The organism is Pedobacter sp. NO84 (assembly GCF_059703915.1).
In genome coordinates this window covers 2,769,302-2,787,717 of record NZ_AP046575.1, presented here as the reverse complement: position 1 = coordinate 2,787,717, position 18,416 = coordinate 2,769,302, and the positions used below count along the sequence as shown (strand labels likewise).

Annotated in this window: 13 protein-coding genes; 11 read left to right on the top strand and 2 right to left on the bottom strand. The window is 39.2% G+C overall.

Annotated features, from left to right (window positions below; translation table 11 throughout):
- Position 1: 1 nt before the first annotated feature.
- The 10 genes from AC6H0V_RS12190 (at position 2) to AC6H0V_RS12145 (ending at position 15,345) form a co-directional block, all read left to right on the top strand.
- Positions 2–508: a hypothetical protein gene (locus AC6H0V_RS12190; protein ID WP_497560461.1), complete on the top strand. Its 507-nt coding sequence runs from the start codon at positions 2–4 to the stop codon at positions 506–508.
- Between the two features lie 585 nt (positions 509–1,093).
- Entirely contained in the window at positions 1,094–1,522 is a 429-nt protein-coding gene (locus AC6H0V_RS12185; protein WP_497560460.1) for a YybH family protein, read from the top strand.
- Between the two features lie 86 nt (positions 1,523–1,608).
- Positions 1,609–2,529, top strand: coding sequence for a hypothetical protein (locus tag AC6H0V_RS12180; RefSeq protein WP_497560459.1), 921 nt, complete (start codon positions 1,609–1,611; stop codon positions 2,527–2,529).
- Positions 2,530–2,677: 148 nt separating this feature from the next.
- The gene (locus AC6H0V_RS12175; protein WP_497560458.1) at positions 2,678–4,411 is read left to right on the top strand and encodes an ABC transporter ATP-binding protein; all 1,734 of its coding nucleotides are present in this window, start codon (positions 2,678–2,680) and stop codon (positions 4,409–4,411) included.
- Positions 4,401–6,161 (top strand): ABC transporter ATP-binding protein, encoded by a 1,761-nt coding sequence (locus AC6H0V_RS12170; protein WP_497560457.1) that lies wholly within the window; start codon positions 4,401–4,403, stop codon positions 6,159–6,161. Before AC6H0V_RS12175 ends, AC6H0V_RS12170 begins: the two co-directional genes overlap by 11 nt.
- Before the next feature lie 39 nt (positions 6,162–6,200).
- Positions 6,201–7,148, top strand: coding sequence for a peptidoglycan DD-metalloendopeptidase family protein (locus tag AC6H0V_RS12165; RefSeq protein WP_497560456.1), 948 nt, complete (start codon positions 6,201–6,203; stop codon positions 7,146–7,148).
- A 252-nt stretch (positions 7,149–7,400) separates the two neighbouring features.
- On the top strand, positions 7,401–7,847 hold the full coding sequence (locus tag AC6H0V_RS12160) for an Hsp20/alpha crystallin family protein (RefSeq protein WP_497560455.1): 447 nt from the start codon (positions 7,401–7,403) through the stop codon (positions 7,845–7,847).
- A gap of 187 nt (positions 7,848–8,034) precedes the next feature.
- Complete coding sequence (locus AC6H0V_RS12155) at positions 8,035–14,226, top strand: alpha-2-macroglobulin family protein (RefSeq protein ID WP_497560454.1); 6,192 nt, start codon at positions 8,035–8,037, stop codon at positions 14,224–14,226.
- A 182-nt stretch (positions 14,227–14,408) separates the two neighbouring features.
- Positions 14,409–14,621 (top strand): hypothetical protein, encoded by a 213-nt coding sequence (locus tag AC6H0V_RS12150; RefSeq protein WP_497560453.1) that lies wholly within the window; start codon positions 14,409–14,411, stop codon positions 14,619–14,621.
- Between the two features lie 385 nt (positions 14,622–15,006).
- Positions 15,007–15,345: a hypothetical protein gene (locus tag AC6H0V_RS12145; RefSeq protein ID WP_497560452.1), complete on the top strand. Its 339-nt coding sequence runs from the start codon at positions 15,007–15,009 to the stop codon at positions 15,343–15,345.
- A gap of 39 nt (positions 15,346–15,384) precedes the next feature.
- Here AC6H0V_RS12145 and AC6H0V_RS12140 read toward each other — a convergent pair whose 3' ends face one another.
- Together AC6H0V_RS12140 and AC6H0V_RS12135 are read right to left on the bottom strand one after the other, a co-directional pair.
- Positions 15,385–15,966 (bottom strand): TetR/AcrR family transcriptional regulator, encoded by a 582-nt coding sequence (locus AC6H0V_RS12140; protein ID WP_497560451.1) that lies wholly within the window; start codon positions 15,964–15,966, stop codon positions 15,385–15,387.
- Between the two features lie 71 nt (positions 15,967–16,037).
- On the bottom strand, positions 16,038–16,787 hold the full coding sequence (locus AC6H0V_RS12135; protein WP_497560450.1) for an SDR family NAD(P)-dependent oxidoreductase: 750 nt from the start codon (positions 16,785–16,787) through the stop codon (positions 16,038–16,040).
- Between the two features lie 300 nt (positions 16,788–17,087).
- Between AC6H0V_RS12135 and AC6H0V_RS12130 the strand changes: the two genes are divergently transcribed.
- Entirely contained in the window at positions 17,088–18,410 is a 1,323-nt protein-coding gene (locus AC6H0V_RS12130) for a serine hydrolase (RefSeq protein ID WP_497560449.1), read from the top strand.
- Positions 18,411–18,416 lie beyond the last annotated feature (6 nt).

Here is an 18,416-nt window from a genome sequence, read left to right as displayed (position 1 = left end):
TATGAACTCATTAAAATCAATTACAATTTCTTGTTTTATTATCCTGTCATTTGCACTCTTACTTCTTATAATTTACTTATTACTTAAGAAGTTTAGATCTAAAATTAATAATGAAGGTAAACTAAAAGTATCTTTTGGAATATGGTTTGCGACTCTCTTTTTATCCGGAGCTAATATAATTTCTAGTACGACGAATGTAGTATTTGAGATAACAGACAATCTGATTAAAATCCGACCTGCAAAAATTTATCTAGAATTAATTAAAGCTATCACAATGGTTATTGGAGTTGGATTTGTTTGGTTCTTCTTATGGTTTATTGTAGTTAAATTTTTAACAAGTTTAATACCCTTAAAAGTCAATGAAGCTGAAGAAATGGAAGATGATAATTTCAGCTATTTTCTTGTAAAAGGCGCCGTATTAATTGGTATAACTTTCAGCCTCTCTTCTGTGCTAATAGTAATCCTTAGATCAGTTATTCCTAATGTAGACATTCCTTTTTATCATTAATTAAATATATATAACATCATGAAATCTCTTTTATTAATGCTAATTTTTTTCTCTCATGTAACTTGCATAAGTTCAACCTCAGTCTATCTCTGCGACAGCGACGGTGCGATAAGATATCATTACAAATCATCCTGCCGCGGGCTAAGCAATTGTCAACATAAAATTATTAAAACTACCTTAGAAGACGCAAAAAAGAAAGGCAAAACATTGTGTAAGTGGGAAGATTAATGTCCCTGTCTCTCAAGAGAATTAACTAGAGGTCAATTTGTCGCAATAGATTTTATTGACAACAAGAGCCATGTTATTCTTCTACTCTCAATTTTATTGACTTGCGTACATGGTGAGGCAGGAGAAGCCGAAAATCGAACCACATAGAAACATAAACCACATAGCTATGTGCCCTATGTTCCTATGTGGTTAAAAAAGGTTATTTTTTTCTTACGCTATTTTTCTCTTTGTCCCAAAGGAACTCCCTTGGAGCGGTTATTCTTTCCTTCTCTTCGCCCAATCTCCCTCGTAAAATTATTGAAAGATATAGCCACCTTTCTTTATTTTTCTGTTACTTTATTTAAATCCAAATCAAGTATGAAAACGATTAAATTTTTGGTAGTAGGCTTTATCCTAATATCAAGCTCACAACTGAAAGCACAGGATGCAAGTGCGCAACTTATAAAACTAATGGATGAGGCAACAGTAGCCTGGAACAAAGGCGATCTAAATAGCTATATGTCCCTGTATTCGCCCAAAGCCACCATGATGTTGCCTACTGGAAGAGAGGGAATAAAAAGTATCCGAGAAATGTACGAGAAGTATTACTTTGAAGGGGATAAGGCCAAACAGCCACTTAATTATGCCAACTATGAAGTAACTATGCTCGGCAAAAACTACGCCTTTTTAACCGGCATATTCATTTTAAAAGCAACAGATAAAATCAAAGAACGCAAGGGGACCTTTACATTGGTTTTTGCAAAGGAAAAAAATGAGTGGAAGATCTTGCATGATCATTCGGGGTAGTGAGAACGTAAAATGCCTGCCTGCCGATCGGCAGGGAAGATGGAATGTCGATAGGTGCTTCTTTTTGATTTTTGTAGCTTTATTACATGATGGTATTTAATGAACCTCTTCAAAAGGTAATCTCAAATTTAGGATGGGTTGATAAAGGTTGTTTATGGGAATATGATGGGGTTAGTCAAAAAAACTATAGTGTAAAATTATCTGATAGCAAGTATCTTTCTCTGCGCGCAGGCAAGGATGGATACTTTTCTGTAGTACACCACGATGATACTGACAAATTAGAAATATCTATACATCATTGCAAAGAACCAGAACATACGTACTGCACTGCTCGCTTCGATAATTTCAAGACCTCATTTTCCGGGGATGTTTCTTATTGGCAATTTGTGCCTAACTATTATGTGGTTGGATTAGAACTAAATAACGATTTTGATTTTCATCTTTTATCCGTTAGAGATGGCGTGATTGTTCTAGAGGATAATAAAATTGAATGGTATACCAAAGGTGATTTTGATTTTATGTACCAAGGTTTAACTGGTGTTACAGAAGTTAATAACGAATTAATATTCACCGTTCAACGGGATGGGTCTCTGTACAGGTATAGCTTAGAGTTGGATAAAATAACAGATAGGGTTAAGCTGGCAGGTAACTCGGGTAACCCAATGCCTACTATAATAAATGATGAAATTTGGGTTTCAGATTACCACACGCTCATTAGATTAGAAAATTGGAAAATTAAAGAACAAAGAAAACTCCAAGAGGCCGAACAGGGAACAGGACAATTTATCGGAGACTTCAGCTTTAATTCAGAAAGTGGTTTATGCATCTTAGCCCGTCCTTTTAGTGGAGATGTGATAGGGTTAAATAAAGATTTTAAGATAAAATATACCTGTAAAACGAGTAAACAACCTATCGAAGCAGTGTTAATGAAGAATCATCAAGTTATAGCTAGAGATTGGAAAACGGGAGAGCTGCTTAAAGGGATGATGAAAAGGAAGTGGTTCTAACTGTTATTCTCCTAGTTCCGACAACCCTTCTTTTAAACCTTTCATTTGGAGATAGAATTAGCCACATTTACAATCCGATAATCCTTAACTTTACCCCCATGCCATTAAATCCTTTTATAGGTAGTCTTACCTTTGCCTTTAAATTTACATGAAAGATAAAGCTGCGCCATTTGCCAGTCCTGGCATGTTGGGCCTACTACGGCCCTACCGTGGACGGATCGCACTGCTTTTGCTGTTTGCGTTGCTCTCAAGCGGGATGGGGCTCTTGCTTCCTAAGCTGATCGGGAAGGTAATAGACGGCCTTCACAATCCGGCCTTTGATCTTTCATCTTCAATGTGGGAGTTCGCGGGCATTACCTTTATTGTTTTTATGCTGGGCTACGTACAGGCCCTCCTACAGATCTATAGCTCAGAAAAGGTGGCACTCGACCTTAGGACAAGGCTTGCACTCAAGATCTCGAACCAAGGAACTGGTTTTATTGCAGAACATACGGCAGCCAAACTGTTAACCAATCTCACTTCAGACATAGAATCGATCAAGGCCTTTGTTTCCCAAGCTATTGTTTCGATCATTTCTTCAGTAGTAATTATTTTTGGAGCTGCAATACTGTTATTTAGCATCGACTGGCAACTCGGACTGCTCGTAATCTCTATCACCTCTACTATTGGTATTACTTTTTATGTGGTTTTGGGCAAGGTAAAAGCCCGTTATAAACTGAGCAGGGAAGTGATAGATCGCTTAAACAAGATTATTTCAGAAAGTATTTTGGGAGCATTTTTGGTACGTGTAGTGAATGCGCAAAACCTAGAATATGATAAATTTTTGGTGGCAAGTGTAAAGGGAAAGGATCTAGGATTATCAATCCTTCGGCTTTTTGCCTGGCTTATTCCCATAATCACCTTTACCGCAAGTATGGCTGCCCTTGTTATTTTGGTGTATGGCGGGCACCTCGTAATTATTAGCAGAATGAGCCTCGGAGAACTGGCTGCATTTAATAGCTACCTGGCTATGCTGATTTTTCCTATTCTGGTGATTGGTTTCATGAGCAATGTGATTGTACAAGCCACGGTTTCTTATGACAGGGTAAGAAAGGTATTGGATGCGCCTGATGATCTGCATTTAGGAACTATTGATATTAACTTGAGCGGTAAACTGAGCATTGATCACATTGAGATGAGCTATGGCGAAAAGAAAGTGCTTAAAGATGTTAGCTTCGATGTTGCGCCAGGTTCTAAAGTAGCCATCGTTGGGCCAACAGTAGCCGGTAAAACAAGCTTGTTAACTTTGTTGGCGGGCATGGCAAAAGCTAATAGCGGAGAGATTAGATATGATGGACAACTGCTCTCCGAACTAGATCAGGATTCGTTCTATAGGCAGGTGGCCTTTGTGTTTCAAGATAGTGTACTGTTTAATATGAGCTTAAGGGAAAACATCGCTTTTTCTAAAGAAGTAACAGATGCTGACCTTGCAAAAGCTATAGAGAGCAGCGAACTTTCGGGATTTGTGGCTTCACTTCCCAGCGGATTGGAAACCAATGTGTCTGAACGTGGACTTAACTTATCTGGAGGGCAGAAACAACGGATCATGTTGGCCAGGGCTTTGGCCATCGATCCAAAGATTTTGTTATTGGATGATTTTACCGCCCGTGTTGACCAGCAGACAGAAAAACGGATCCTAGAAAATATAAGCGTAAATTATCCCAACATTACCCTGATCTCGGTTACCCAAAAAATTGCGGCAGTAGCCGATTATGATCAGATTATCCTGATGATGGAGGGTGAATTATTGGATAAGGGCTCACATGCAGAGCTGATGGATCGGAGTCCTGAATATATACAATTGTTTAATTCGCAACGTAGCACCAACAGTGATGAACTATAACCTTGATGATAAGGCCGAAGCCATCAACAGATCTATTTTCGCAGAGCTGAAGGAACTAACCAAAGTAGCCGGACGCGAAAGAAAGAACCTGATCATTGCGCTTTTGCTCATGTTGCTTAACACGTTTATCAATCTAATGGGCCCACTGATCATGGGATATACCATAGATCATTATATAGCTACGAAACAATTTGATGGTGTATTGCTAATTGCAGGTCTGTTACTGATCCTATATGCCATCGTTTTTGGAGGAAGCTATCTACAGACCACCTTAATGGGCGGTGCTGCACAACGGATCGTTTTTGGGATGAAAAATGCCGTATTCCAAAAAATACAATCCTTACCCGTTGCCTTTTTTAACCAGAATAAGGCCGGCGATCTGATCTCAAGAGTTAATAGCGATACCGAACGACTGAACCAATTCTTTTCGCAGGCATTGCTACAATTTGTAAACAGCTTATTCATGCTGCTCGCTGCGGGAACTTTTATGTTGGCCATCAATTTTAGATTGGGCGTGGTAACCATTCTTCCAGCACTGCTGATCTGGCTGTTCGTAAACAGACTTTCACCCTGGGTAAGAAAAAAGAATGCAGCAAACCTGAAGAGTACCGGAGCGCTGAGCGGCGAAATACAGGAAAGCCTTGAAAATTTTAAGGTAGTTGTTGCCTTTAACCGTAGGGATTATTTTAGGCAGCGGTTCAGTTTGGCCAACCTCAACAATTATAGTACGGCTATTGGTGCAGGGGTAGCCAATTCTGTATTTATGCCCGTGTTTAGCTTCTTTGCCAACATTGCCCAACTATTAGTATTGATCTATGGGGTATATCTGATAAGACAAAATAGCTTAACTGTTGGGCTGCTGATCAGTTATATTGCCTATGCCACTAACTTTTATAATCCGATTAGACAATTGGCCACTTTATGGACCAGTTTCCAAACAGCCTTAGCGGCTTGGGACAGGATTTCGAATTTATTAGGACTAGAGAATAATTTGGTAGAAGTTTCTGATTCCCCTACCGAAGAAGCTTCATCAGCATTGTTGGAGTTTCGTGAAGTAAATTTCAATTACCCTAATGGGAAGGAAGTTTTGCACCGCATCTCTTTTACATTGGAAAAGGGTAAACGCTACGCTTTTGTAGGGCCAACTGGTGGAGGAAAAACAACAACCGCCTCATTGATGGCAAGATTATACGATCCATCAGCCGGAACCGTATTTTTTAAGGGCAAAGATATTAGAACCTATCCATCAGCCGAAAGAGCCGCACAGATCGGTTTTATTTTGCAGGAACCCTTGTTGTTTTCGGGCACCGTGGGCGAAAATATTGTGTATGGACATGAGGCGTATAGTAAGCTCGGCAACGAAGAACTGTTAAAACTAATAGGAGATGCGGGGCTAGAAGACTTGCTTTCGGTTTTTGACCAGGGATTGGCAACCGAAGTAAACACTTCTGGAGGAGGATTAAGCCTGGGCCAAAAACAGTTGATTGCCTTTATGCGTGCTTTTTTGCGCAAGCCTGCCTTACTGATCTTAGACGAAGCCACCGCTAATATCGATACGGTAACCGAACAATTGTTAGAGAAGATCTTATTACGCTTGCCATCATCTACCACATTGGTAATTATTGCCCATCGCCTCAAGACCATCGAGAATGCCGATTCGATCTTTTTTGTTAACGACGGAGAAGTGCTAACCGCAGGTTCCTTTGCAAATGCGGTTGATCTTTTAATGAACAGCCGGCGTTCAAGTTAGATTACTATAAATTTATAACATCTTTATAAAAAGAACATTATGAAAATAAACATCATCACGCTACTTATCTCTTTAGTTGCATTTAATTGCTTTGCGCAAACCGAAACCGGTGCAACTAAAGCTGTTGCTGATAAATTTGTGAAGCATTACAATGCCAATAGAGCAGATAGTGTTTTTGAACTTTTCACAGCCACCACTAAAACTGCTATACCTTTAGAAAAAACGAAAGAATTTGTAGGTCAATTACATGCTAACTTGGGGAATATCGTAACGCTAAAATTTGAGGATTTTAAAAATGGGTATAACCTATACAAGGCGCAATTTGATAAAGGTGTTATAACATTAAGTATAGCTGTAACAGGACCATATATTAACGGTTTGTTTGTTAGTCCATACGAAATGAAGCGTAATTTAACCAAAATGGACTTTCCGTTAAAAGGAGAATGGACGGTGTTCTGGGGTGGAGATACGAAGGAACAAAATTATCATGTTGAATATGGTTTTCAAAAAAATGCATTCGATATCCTAATCAATAATGCGCAAGGAAAAAGTTATAGAACAAATGGGAAAATAAACGAAGATTATTACGCTTTTGGCCAACCGTTAGTAGCGGCATGCGAGGGGGAAGTGGTTTTAGTAGTTGATGGGGTAAAGGACAATATCCCGGGATCCTTGAATTCTTTTTTCGTTTTTGGGAATACGATTTTGATCAAAACAAAAAACAACGAATATGTTCTTTATGGACATTTAAAGCAGCATTCAGTTAAGGTTAAACAAGGAGACATGGTAAAACAAGGACAAATTTTAGCCCTCTGTGGCAATTCTGGTAACTCCTCAGAACCACACCTGCATTTTCATATTCAAGATAACGAAGATTTTGAGAAGACATTTGGTGTGAAATGTTATTTCTCCGAACTCCTAGTAAATGGAGAGCTGAAAAAAGATTATTCTCCTGTAAAAGGGGATAAAATCAAAGCGTTGAATTAATATTAAACTTTATTGGTCATTCCAGTCTTTAGCTATCCGTATCTCATTATTTGCCAAGGATAGCATTAAATCAAATATGCAAAATTGTCAATCCTAAGCTGAAAAAAATTCAGTAAAACTGAAATTTTTTCAGCTTAGGATGCCCCTTACCGCCATTGGCATAAGACTTGTCCCAAATTTTTCGGAACAGGATGTTTCCAATTTTAATTAATCATAGTTTTAATCATTAAAAAAATTAAGGAGGAAAAACCAATGACACTGGTTAAATTTAATTCAGACAAAAACAACAACAAAAGAGCGTTAGTGCCTGCATTTAACGATGTATTTAACTCCATCTTTACAGACAACTTCTTTACTGAACGTAACATGGCAATGGTGCCAGCGGTTAACATTTGCGAATCTGCAGACCATTTCCAAATTGAACTTGCAGCTCCCGGATTACAAAAAGAAGATTTCAAAATTAATTTAGAGCGTAAACTTTTAAGTATCTCTGTCGACAAAGAATTAACTGACTCGGATCAGGACAAAAGCTATAGCAGAAGAGAATTTGGCTTTACTTCTTTCACCCGCTCGTTTACCCTTCCAGAAAGCGCCGATGAAAATAACATTGAAGCAAACTATACAGACGGGCTCCTTAAGATCAAGATTGCCAAACGTGAAGAAGCGAAGCTTAGCTCTCGCCAGATTTCTATAAGCTGAGATACAAAGGGCTTAAATTTTAAAGTATAATGCTAATTATAGCCGCCGATGCGCAGAAGGGTAAGATAAATCCCCAATCTGCGCATCAGCGGCTAATTTGTTATCTCCCCGTCACAAAATTTATGGAAAATCAATCAATACCACATCTTGAATTAAATTCTTAAATTGATTTCTCCAAATTTCCGCTATGCGCCCTTTGTATACTCTTCCTCTCCGCTACTTTCTGATCTTTCTCATTAGCCTTCAATTTTCAACTAGTTTTGCCCAAAATGAAGCTCCGCCCTTAATACACAAAAGTATAGAGCAACTGGAAAGGGATGTTTTAGAAAAGAAGATATTGCAACAAACGCAACAAGAATTTGAGGCTATAAAAAAGGAAGCGCTCCAATCTCATAACGATATATTGTATGCTCGGGCACTATATAATCTTATGAAAATTAAGGATCAGCGTACCGAAGATACCCTTTATTTTCGTAACAGCGCTTTTATAGATACGCTTTTAAAGGCAAATACAACCCCAAAACTTAAAGCCATATTATATGTGATGCGTGCAAAGCGTATTAGTGCATTTGAAAATATGTATAAGCGATTTAATGCCGCCACCTACCGTACAAAAGATCTAACGGGCAATTATGCAGCACTTACTCCCTTTCAACGGGATAGTTTGGTAATGGCTGATTTAATGGCGGCAATGCAATATCATGATCCAACTTTTGATGGTAAACAATTGGCATGGATTTCATCTAACCCCACCATTTTTCTGTTCGAGCCTAAATTTGAAGATATTGTACTTTCAGAACGGATTAATCTCTTGGCCATTGAGAGATCTTATAATGCTGAACAAAGAGTAAGATCAGAAGAGTGGTTGTCTTTGTCCTCCATAGATTTTAGGTATAAACTACAGCTGCTTTCGAAAGATACGGCCAGCAGCTCAGCTCTAAAAGCCTACCAACAGTGGTTGGCCTTTAACGAAGCCAGCCCGGCAACGTCTTCTTTTATCGAATCGCTTGTTCGCAAATACATCTATCTCTCTGCTCAAAGCGACTCGCTTACAAAACAAGATTATACCGCATATCTACAGGAAAGCACTACCTCGCCTTATCCTGCGCTAAAGGCGCATGCCATTTATCAGCTTTGCTTGATATATAATGAAGAAGGCAATCAATATTTGGGGTCTGGAGTACCATACCTTTCCTATATACCTCAAAGTCTAAATCCAAAAAATCAGTTTTCCCTTATAAAAGCACTAAAATTATATCTTGATAATCGAGCGTGGATGGTTAATTATCCCATATTTAACAGGGTTTTGGAACTGATGGTCAAACAGATCCAATCTAAGGGCATATGGGTCGAAATGGAAGATCATTACCTCCCAAATGAAGCCATCCCACTCCTTGTAACTTACAAAAATATAAATGCATTAAATTACCGGATCATTAAAATCAGTTCAACAGAACCTTCCCTAAAAGATACGGTTTTGGCCACTAACTCCCTATTGTCTAGAGCTGTTGCAGCTCAAGGGAGTTTTTCGTTGCCCTTGCCACTAGATCATAACAAACACGCCATCTATCTAAAACTTGAACCGTTGCCCATCGGGCGTTATCGCTTATTGTTTAGCAACATGCCATTAGAAATTGGCACCAAACTTAATAACATTGTATTTAACGTTACCAACATAGCCGCTGTAAATAGCGATGAAAAGATTGCTGTACTGGACAGAAGAACAGGCTTTCCGCTGGCGGGGGCCAAAATAAAAATGTTTAAGGATAACAGATCGGTTGGCAAAGGAATTCCTATAATTGTTGATAAAGACGGCTTCGTACAGACTAAGGAAGCCGATAACATCCACATTGTGTACAAAGGCGATACCCTAAATTATAACTTTAATGCGATAAAAAACGCCCTTAGCGATGAAGTCTATTCAAAAGAAGAATATGACGACCTTCTTGAGTTTCACGAAGATCACGTACGAATGGAAATTTTTACCGATCGAAGCATTTATAGGCCCGGGCAGACCGTACATTATAAAATTATATTCTTAACCAACGATCCAAAGACAGGGAAGGCCATACTTTTTAATCGGCAAAATCTGGGCGACGGAATTTTTAAAAACAGGTTAAAGAAATGGTTGGCCGATGATAATGATAAAATTTGGTTACAAGATCCATTTCGGAAAACAATAGACTCAACCCGCTTTACCTTAAATGATTTTGGCAGTTTTGCGGGCTCTTTTACCGTTCCAAAAACTGCTGCCACAGGCGAATGGTCTATCGAAGGTGAAGCCGAAACAGATTATCGCGGTAACAGGGGAAATTTTAAGGTTGAGGAATACAAAAGACCTACCATCGAACTCGCCATAGAAAAACAAAAGAAAATGCTCAAACCTGGGCAATCTTTTGATGTTAAGTTTAGGCTCCGTTCGTTAAGCGGGGCCGATTTGGGCAATATTCCGATAAATTATACCATTACACGCCGTGGCCATTTTTCGGAATTGAAAAATGGGGCTAGCGAGTACGTGGACGATTACAAGCAAACAGAACTACTCCATAAAACTGGATATACCAATAACAAAGGCGAACTTTTGGTAACAGTAAGCGATTCGACTGCAGCTAAAGCGATACCGAAAGGTGATGCAGTATGGAATTTTAACTATTCGATAAACGCTACCGCTACCGATGCCACGGGCGAAAGCACCGAAATAGATGAATCTCTGGCCGTTTCTACGCAACCAATTAAAATAAGAATCCCATTAAATAAAGTGTATGATAGGCAAAACTTTCCTGTTCTAAATGTGAGCACAGAGGCCTATTATGAAGGCACGGTAGGCAAAATAGTAAATATTAAGCTCTATAAAGTAACTGATCCAGAGTTAAAAGATTACCATATTAACCGTATAGACCAATGGTATTACAATCAATCAGAGTGGAATGCCTGGTTTCCTACCAGAGCAGAGGGAGTTAAACCAAAAGACGAAAGGATATTGATCCTAGACACTCTAATTAATACAGCGACTTTTGAAAAACTGAGGTTGAATAAGGAGCGTATCAAAGAGGGGTTTTATCAGCTTTTGGCCGAGTGTAGGGACGATGGTAGGCTGATTGGTAAAACCACCGCGAACTTTAGCGTATTCGATAGTAAAGAAACTGGCATTCCCATTAACGACGTAGATTATCTGGAATTTAACAGCGTCAAGCCGGGCGCATGGATTACCTGGTATTCTTCGTCTAAAAAAGATAAATATGCTATTTATCAAATCCTATATGTAGGAGGAAAGAATAAAAAAGGTATAAGAAATAGCTACCAAACCAAGGTAGAAAAGGCCGGTATAAACTTATGGAAATATCTGGTACCAACAGATGCTACTGATGAGATCATGATCAACAAGATTTCGGTGAGCAATAATACCATAGAAAAACTAGAGAAACGGATTTTTATTGAGGCGGCCAGTAAAAGCCAGCCCGAAATTACCGTAGAAAAATACCGTAGGGTAATGGCTCCCGGTACTCAGGAAACCTTTTCGTTATCAGTTAAAACGAAGAACGATAATATAGCTGCAGAACTATTAACCACTTTATATGATGCCTCACTTGATAAGCTAGAACCGCATAAGTGGCAACTGCCTACACCCTCTCGTTCTCCTAATTTATACACTAGATGGAACTATGCGTTAACTTTTCCCACAGCCGCTGGAAATTATCGAGAAGGGCAGTTTTCAATCTATTCAGATTTTAATCAGGTTAAATCCGATACCGTGACGTTTACCGCTTTATCAGGTAAAGTAGCAGGGTTAAGTATAAACGACGCCAGGGGATTACAGGAGGTGGTTGTTGTAGGATATGGGACGAGTATCCAACGATCTCTTTCTTCAAGCAGAGTAGTTCTACGCGGGAACAGGAGCCTTCTAGATTTTGGCCAGCCGCTTGTTATTCTTGATGGCAAAATCTTTAGTGATGATCTAAAAAAACTTGACGCTACATCGATAATTGAGGCCATGGTTTTGAAAGGTGCTGATGCAACTGCCCTTTATGGATCCGATGCCGCAAATGGGGTACTTATCATAAGCACCAAAGGACCAATTGTGTTACCAGATACCGAGCCAACGGTAGTAAAGATTCGCAAAAACTTTAACGAAACTGCATTTTTCTTCCCCCAGGTACATGCCCGAGCTGATGGGTTTTATACATTTAGTTTTACCATGCCCGAAACCGCTACAGATTGGAATTGGAAAATGCTTGCCCATACCCGCAAAGCTAGTTTTGCCTACCTAGAAAAAAAGCTGCAGACCCAGCTTAGTTTAATGGTGCAGCCCAATATGCCTCGTTTGTTATACCAAGGGGATGCCATTACACTTCAGAGCAGAATCACTAATCTGGATACATTAGCCATAAAAGGAACTGCTACATGCAGAATAGAGGATGCGGTAACAGGTGAAGAACTAACTGCGGTGATAGCCACTACTAAGTCTATGCCGTTTAAACTAGATCCAAAAAGTTCAGGGGCGGTGTCTTTTGTGCTTCGCATACCCAGCCAGCAAACCAACCCACTAAAAATTGTAATCAGTGCCGCCACTGCAAGCACAGGCGATGCTGAAGAACATATTATTCCGGTTTTATCAACCAGGATCTTTACAAGGCAGAATAAACCTATTCATTTTACCGATCAATCCACGGTTATTGTACCTTCAGTTAAGCTGCCTTCTGATGCTTTATTGTATGGAGTTGGTATCTCTATCGATCAAAAACCTGCAGCATCATTAGTTTATGCTTTGCCCTGGTTGGCCAACTATTCTTATGATTGTGCCGAACAAACGTTTAACAAATTGCGGGCTAAGGTAACAGCGCTTAGGCTGATCCAAAAAGACACTACTGTACAAAAAGCGTTTAAAGAAGCTGCTGCCGTAGTGGCGAAACAGAACCTGCCAACCGAGCAACTGCCTGATGAATTGGCCGATGAGACCATGCCCTGGCTAGGAATAAGTAGCCATGCAGCACGCCAACAGAACCAATTATTTCACTTACTGGATACGGTTTCGACCAAAAAAGGCGTCGAAAACCATTTAGATAAACTATATCAATTACAGCAATCTGATGGCGGCCTAACCTGGTTCGAAGGAGGAAAGAGTAATCCTTATATCTCAGCTTATGTGCTTGCAGGCTTTGGGCAGTTAAAACAAACAGGATGGGTGCCAGAACCGAAAAGGGCAAGAAAACACAACGAGTTTATTGGAAATTTATTTAATTATCATGAGAGCTTATTGGCTAAATCATCCGAAATAGAATCAAGCGATCTTTTTCAGCTTTATGCATTGTCTTATTGGTGCAAAACCTATTCCTTAACTGAGCAAATGGCACAAAAGGTAAATTCCGTATTAAATAAAGCTTGGGCAAAGGCCGATGAAAAAAACCTGTCGCAACAAGCATTACTTATCATCACTACATTTAGGTTTACCACAATTGCTGACCCCCTAAATCAAAAAGCGCAAACACAATTAGAGAATATAAAACAATTGGCCATCTACGACGAGTTAAATGGATTTCGTTGGAAAGAGATTTCGGATACGGAGGAGCTGAACAACAGTGAAGAAGAAACTATGGCTCTTCTTGCCGAAGCTTTTGAATTGAGTGGAAAGTATCCAACTGTACAAACTGGGATCGTAAAATGGTTGCTTACCGCCCGCCAAGACGACCATTGGCAAACTACTAAAGCCACTGCCGCCGCAATAGACCTTTTGCAAAAGAACAAAGAAAAGATCTTTGATGGCAACAAGGCTTTATCAGCACAGGTAAATGACCAGAAAATTTCAATTTCTGATGATTTGTTAACAGGTGTTCCAACCTCGATGGTTAAAACTGATCAGCTACCACAATCAATAACCATTAAGCAAGATGGTACTAATGCCAATGGTAACCTAACCTGGTATTATTTTGCTCAGCCCTCACAATTGAATACCCTAAATAAGGGTATCACTATAAACAGGCAGTTCTTTAGCTATAATGAAGGTAGAGGCTGGGGTTTATTAAATGCGGAGACACCATTAAAAACAGGAGATCGTGTGCGGGTTAAACTAAGCATTGAAACAGATTCGCGACTGAAATTTGTTCATATCAACGATCCTCGAGCTGCAGCTTTCGAACCTAAAGAAAATAATAGCGGTTATCGATATACAGATGGATTTGGTTATTACCTGTCTATACGAGATACAGGGCTAGATATTTTTGCAGAGGCCATTCCGAAAGGGATTTCAGAAATTACTTATGAATTAATAGTAGCCCATACAGGTGAGTTTACAAGCGGACCAGCAAGGTTACAATGCATGTACCAGCCTGCAAAAACGGCCTATAGTGATGCGATGAAAATAAATACCAAAGCTGTTCAATAAGTTTTCTTTTCTTGATGTTAACAGTGTTTAGCAAAAATATAGTTTAGAGTAACATCTGATCAAAATTAAACTCCAAATGCTGGTGCAAGAAGTGCTTAAGTGATTTCAAAACATTGGGTTAGGATAATAATTGGTGCGATAGCCTTAAGATCATCTTGCTTTATGTATTTAATTATAAGAGTATGGAAAGAATTTATTACACCTTGATCTGTGTTTTTATGCTGTCTTTTACCGCTTGTGCACAATCAACAACAAAACCTGTGGATGTTTCGTGGCTTGTAGGTAGCTGGCAAGGAACCTACAACGATAAGCCCTTTTATGAGGCCTGGCGTAAATTGAACGATTCCCCTCATAAATCTTACGATCGAAATAAAAAGCGCAGACACGCTAATTAAGGAAAACGGCATCATCCGCCTCGGGAAAAAAGAGAGTTTTTTTAGGGGTAGTGATGCAAAGTGGATAGTTTCGGATATCAACTCAGCCGAAATCATATTAACCAATGATACATTAAAGTATGCAAATAGAATACGTTGGGCCCACTTAGAAAACGACCATTGGTATACTGAAATCAAAAACCCCAAAAATACCATTACTTACGACCTTAAAAGAATACCATGGTTAGATGGAGCAATTGATGCTTTCATTAACAAAAATAGGGTCAAGAATTAGTTAGCTTCTTAGAGGGTAGGCTTTGGTTAGCGCTTCTTTTTGGTTTTGAGGTATAGAATTTGGTATAACAGCTATTTCTTAGGCATACGTCATTAATCTCTATTTTTGGGTATGAATTTAACCAAGTATTTCAGCAACAAAACCTATCGAATTTTTCTGATACTGACCCTTATATCGATCGGATTGTCCGTAACATCACTTATTGGTGGGTATTTAATTTCGGCTTTTCCAGACGTATATAAATTGCCCCTAGTGTTTCTGGCAGGTTTAAACTTTATATTTATAAGCATAGTTGCTTTCTATTATTTCAAAAATCAGTTTAATAACAGCCATAAATTAACTCCGGGAACTTTAAATACAATTACGGTACTTCTGTTGGTAGTAACCTTCTTCTGTAACCTGTGTTATCTGATCATGCTTTGCGAAATCTTTTATGAGCGCTTTGCTTAACCCAATAGGTGTGAAGTAGATCAGGGAAAATCATGATATTTAATCAAGCACTGAAACAGTAAGCTTAATAATGTTATCAAAAACAGAGGGTGCTGGATTGGATTTGGCTGTAACCCGCATCCCTTTTACAGCATTGAGGATAAATCTGGCAAGTGCTTTGGGATCCTGATTATTCTTAATTTCACCACTTTCCTGACCTTTCTTAATTACGAGATAAAAGGCTTCCTCCATTTGCTGGTCATTTTTGCATACCAAGCTGCCCACTTCCTGATCGTGCGGAGCTACTTCAACTTCGGCGTTAACCATAAAGCAACCTTTCTGCTGGCTATCACAAACAATTTCAGGGGTGGTGAGCCTTAGTAAGGCGGTAATCGTTTCTTTTGCAGACTCTGTTTGATCAATAATGTCTTGGATTTTCGCAGCACCCGCAAGCTGATAGCTCTCAAGAGCTTTAATAAACAAGGTGTGTTTGTCGGTATAGGTGTCGTATAAACTCGAGCGACTGATACCCAACGCATCTACCAAATCTTGCATGGATGTGCCATTGTATCCCTTGTGCCAAAAAAGTTGGATTGCTTTGGTTAGCACTTCGTTCTCATCAAAATCTTTCGTTCTTGCCATAACCAGAAATAGCCTTGCTTGTATAAAGCAAAGCTATTCATTTTAAATTACTTTTTATAAAGCCCTCGCTCTTACCTTACGCCACCGCTTGCGATTAATATCTCTCCCGTTAACCAACGAGAGTCTTCTGATGCAAGAAATACGGAAACATCGGCGATATCGTTTGGCTGACCCATCCTGCCAAGAGGAGTAGAGTTTACCGCTTCGTTCGCAAAATCACTACCAATAAACCCGGCGGTATGCGTTCCCTCAGTTTCTACCATACCGGGATTGATAGAGTTTACCCGGATATTTTTTCCCGCAAGCTCTTTGGATAATACACGGGTGATGGCATCAACCGCACCTTTTGTTGCCGTATAGATTGAACTTCCGGGAGGCGTGATATTGCTAACTGCCGAACCTATGTTGATAATGCTTCCACCCTGTGTATTAAAATTCTTTACAGCACCTTGTGTAGTTAGCAACAATCCCAATACATTGGTATTAAATTGAGTATGAAAATCTTCAGCGCTGATTTCTTCTATCGCACCAAATTTATAAACACCCGCATTGTTTACCAAAATATCTACTGCCCCGAAAGCTTTGTTTGTTTCGTCGAATAAACGCGCTACATCATCAGCATCGCTTACATTTCCCTGTACAGCAATGGCTTTACCACCATTATCGGTAATCTCTGCTACCACAAGCTCTGCCCCAGCTTTAGCCGATGCATAATTTACAACTACACTTGCGCCTGCTGCTGCAAGGCTTTTAGCTATCCCAGCACCAATGCCTTTAGATGCTCCTGTTATTACCGCTACTTTGTTTGTTAATCTTTTCATGTTATATCTATTATATCTATTGGAATAATCGTTCCGCAAACATAACTCAATAATGGAACGATTGTTCCAAAAAAGAAAAATTATTAGGATGCGATGACAAAACAGCTACCAGTTGGCTTTTTTCTCGAAGGAATCCAGTGGCATAGTTTGGCAGTTCTTTTAGATTATCCATTTAAGATCCCCAAAAAATGCCTATCCTGATCGTATTGAAGTAGTATCTTGACTATTTTCATAAATATTCAACAAATTGCTTTGTAATTCAAAGTGCTTTTGTATATTTGCATCATTATCAATTATTATATGAAAATAAAATTTGTATTCACTTTTATAATCACGCTATCGATGATTTCGGTAGGGCATGCACAACTACCAAGCAAAGCAAAGCTAGACCAGTTTTTAGATCAGCTTGATGAGAAAAAGAAAGCGATGGGAAGTTTGCTCATCGCCAAAGATGGCAAAATCCTATACGCCCGCTCTATTGGCTACAGCCAGATTGATGGAACAGAAAAGAAACTTTTATCTGCACAAACCAAGTACAGGATTGGCTCCATTACCAAAGTGTTCACTGCTACGATGATCTTTCAGCTTATTGAAGAAAGAAAGTTAAAATTGACAGATACGCTCTACAAATTTTTACCGCAAGTTCCAAATGCTAAGAAGATTACGATTGAACAAATACTTGCGCATCGGAGCGGGATCCATGAAGTGAGCAACGATCAGGATTATCGGGCCCTAAGAACTAAAGGGCTTGCACAAGACGAAATGATGGCTTTGATCGTCAAAAGCGCTCCAGATTTTGAACCCGGACAAAAATATGCCTATAGTAATACGGGATATTTTGTTTTGGGTACCCTTGTAGAGAAATTAACCGGAAAGTCTTACAGTGAATCTTTAAAGAAAAGAATTACAGATAGGATAGGCATAAAGGATACTTATCCAGCAAGCGGAAATATTGATATATCGAAGAACGAAAGTTTTTCTTATAAGTATAGTCGCGATTGGGAAAAGCAAATAGAAACCCACCCAAGCCTTCTTTTTGGATCAGGTTCAATAGTTTCTACCGCTGCAGACATGGCCAGCTTTATTCAGGCACTCTTCAATGTTAAACTGGTCTCGAAAACAAGCCTTGATCAGATGACGAACAGTAAACTAGGTTTGGATACTTTTACCTATAATGGCAAAATTGCATATGGCCACACCGGTGGTGTAGATGGTTTTGGTGCCTGGTTGGCATATGTACCAGCTGAAAAGCTTACCGTCTCCTATGCTACAAATGGTAAAGTTTATCCTGTGGCTGATATGATCGATAATGTGTTTAATATTTATTGGGGAAAGGAAGTCGCCATTCCTACCTTCCAATCGCTAGTGATAAGTACAGAAGTGCTTGATAAATATGTTGGAGTATACGCCAACCCTGCTGCACCGTTAAAATTTACGGTAACAAGAGATGGACAAAAGCTTTTTTTACAGTTAACAGGTCAATCCCTTATTCCGCTCGAGCCAACTGCGATAGATAAGTTTAAAGTCGAAACTCCTCCTTTAACGATTGAATTCGATGTAGATAAAAAACAATTGATTATAAAACGTAACGGAGGAGAACGGGTTTTTACAAAAGAAAATTAATTTATA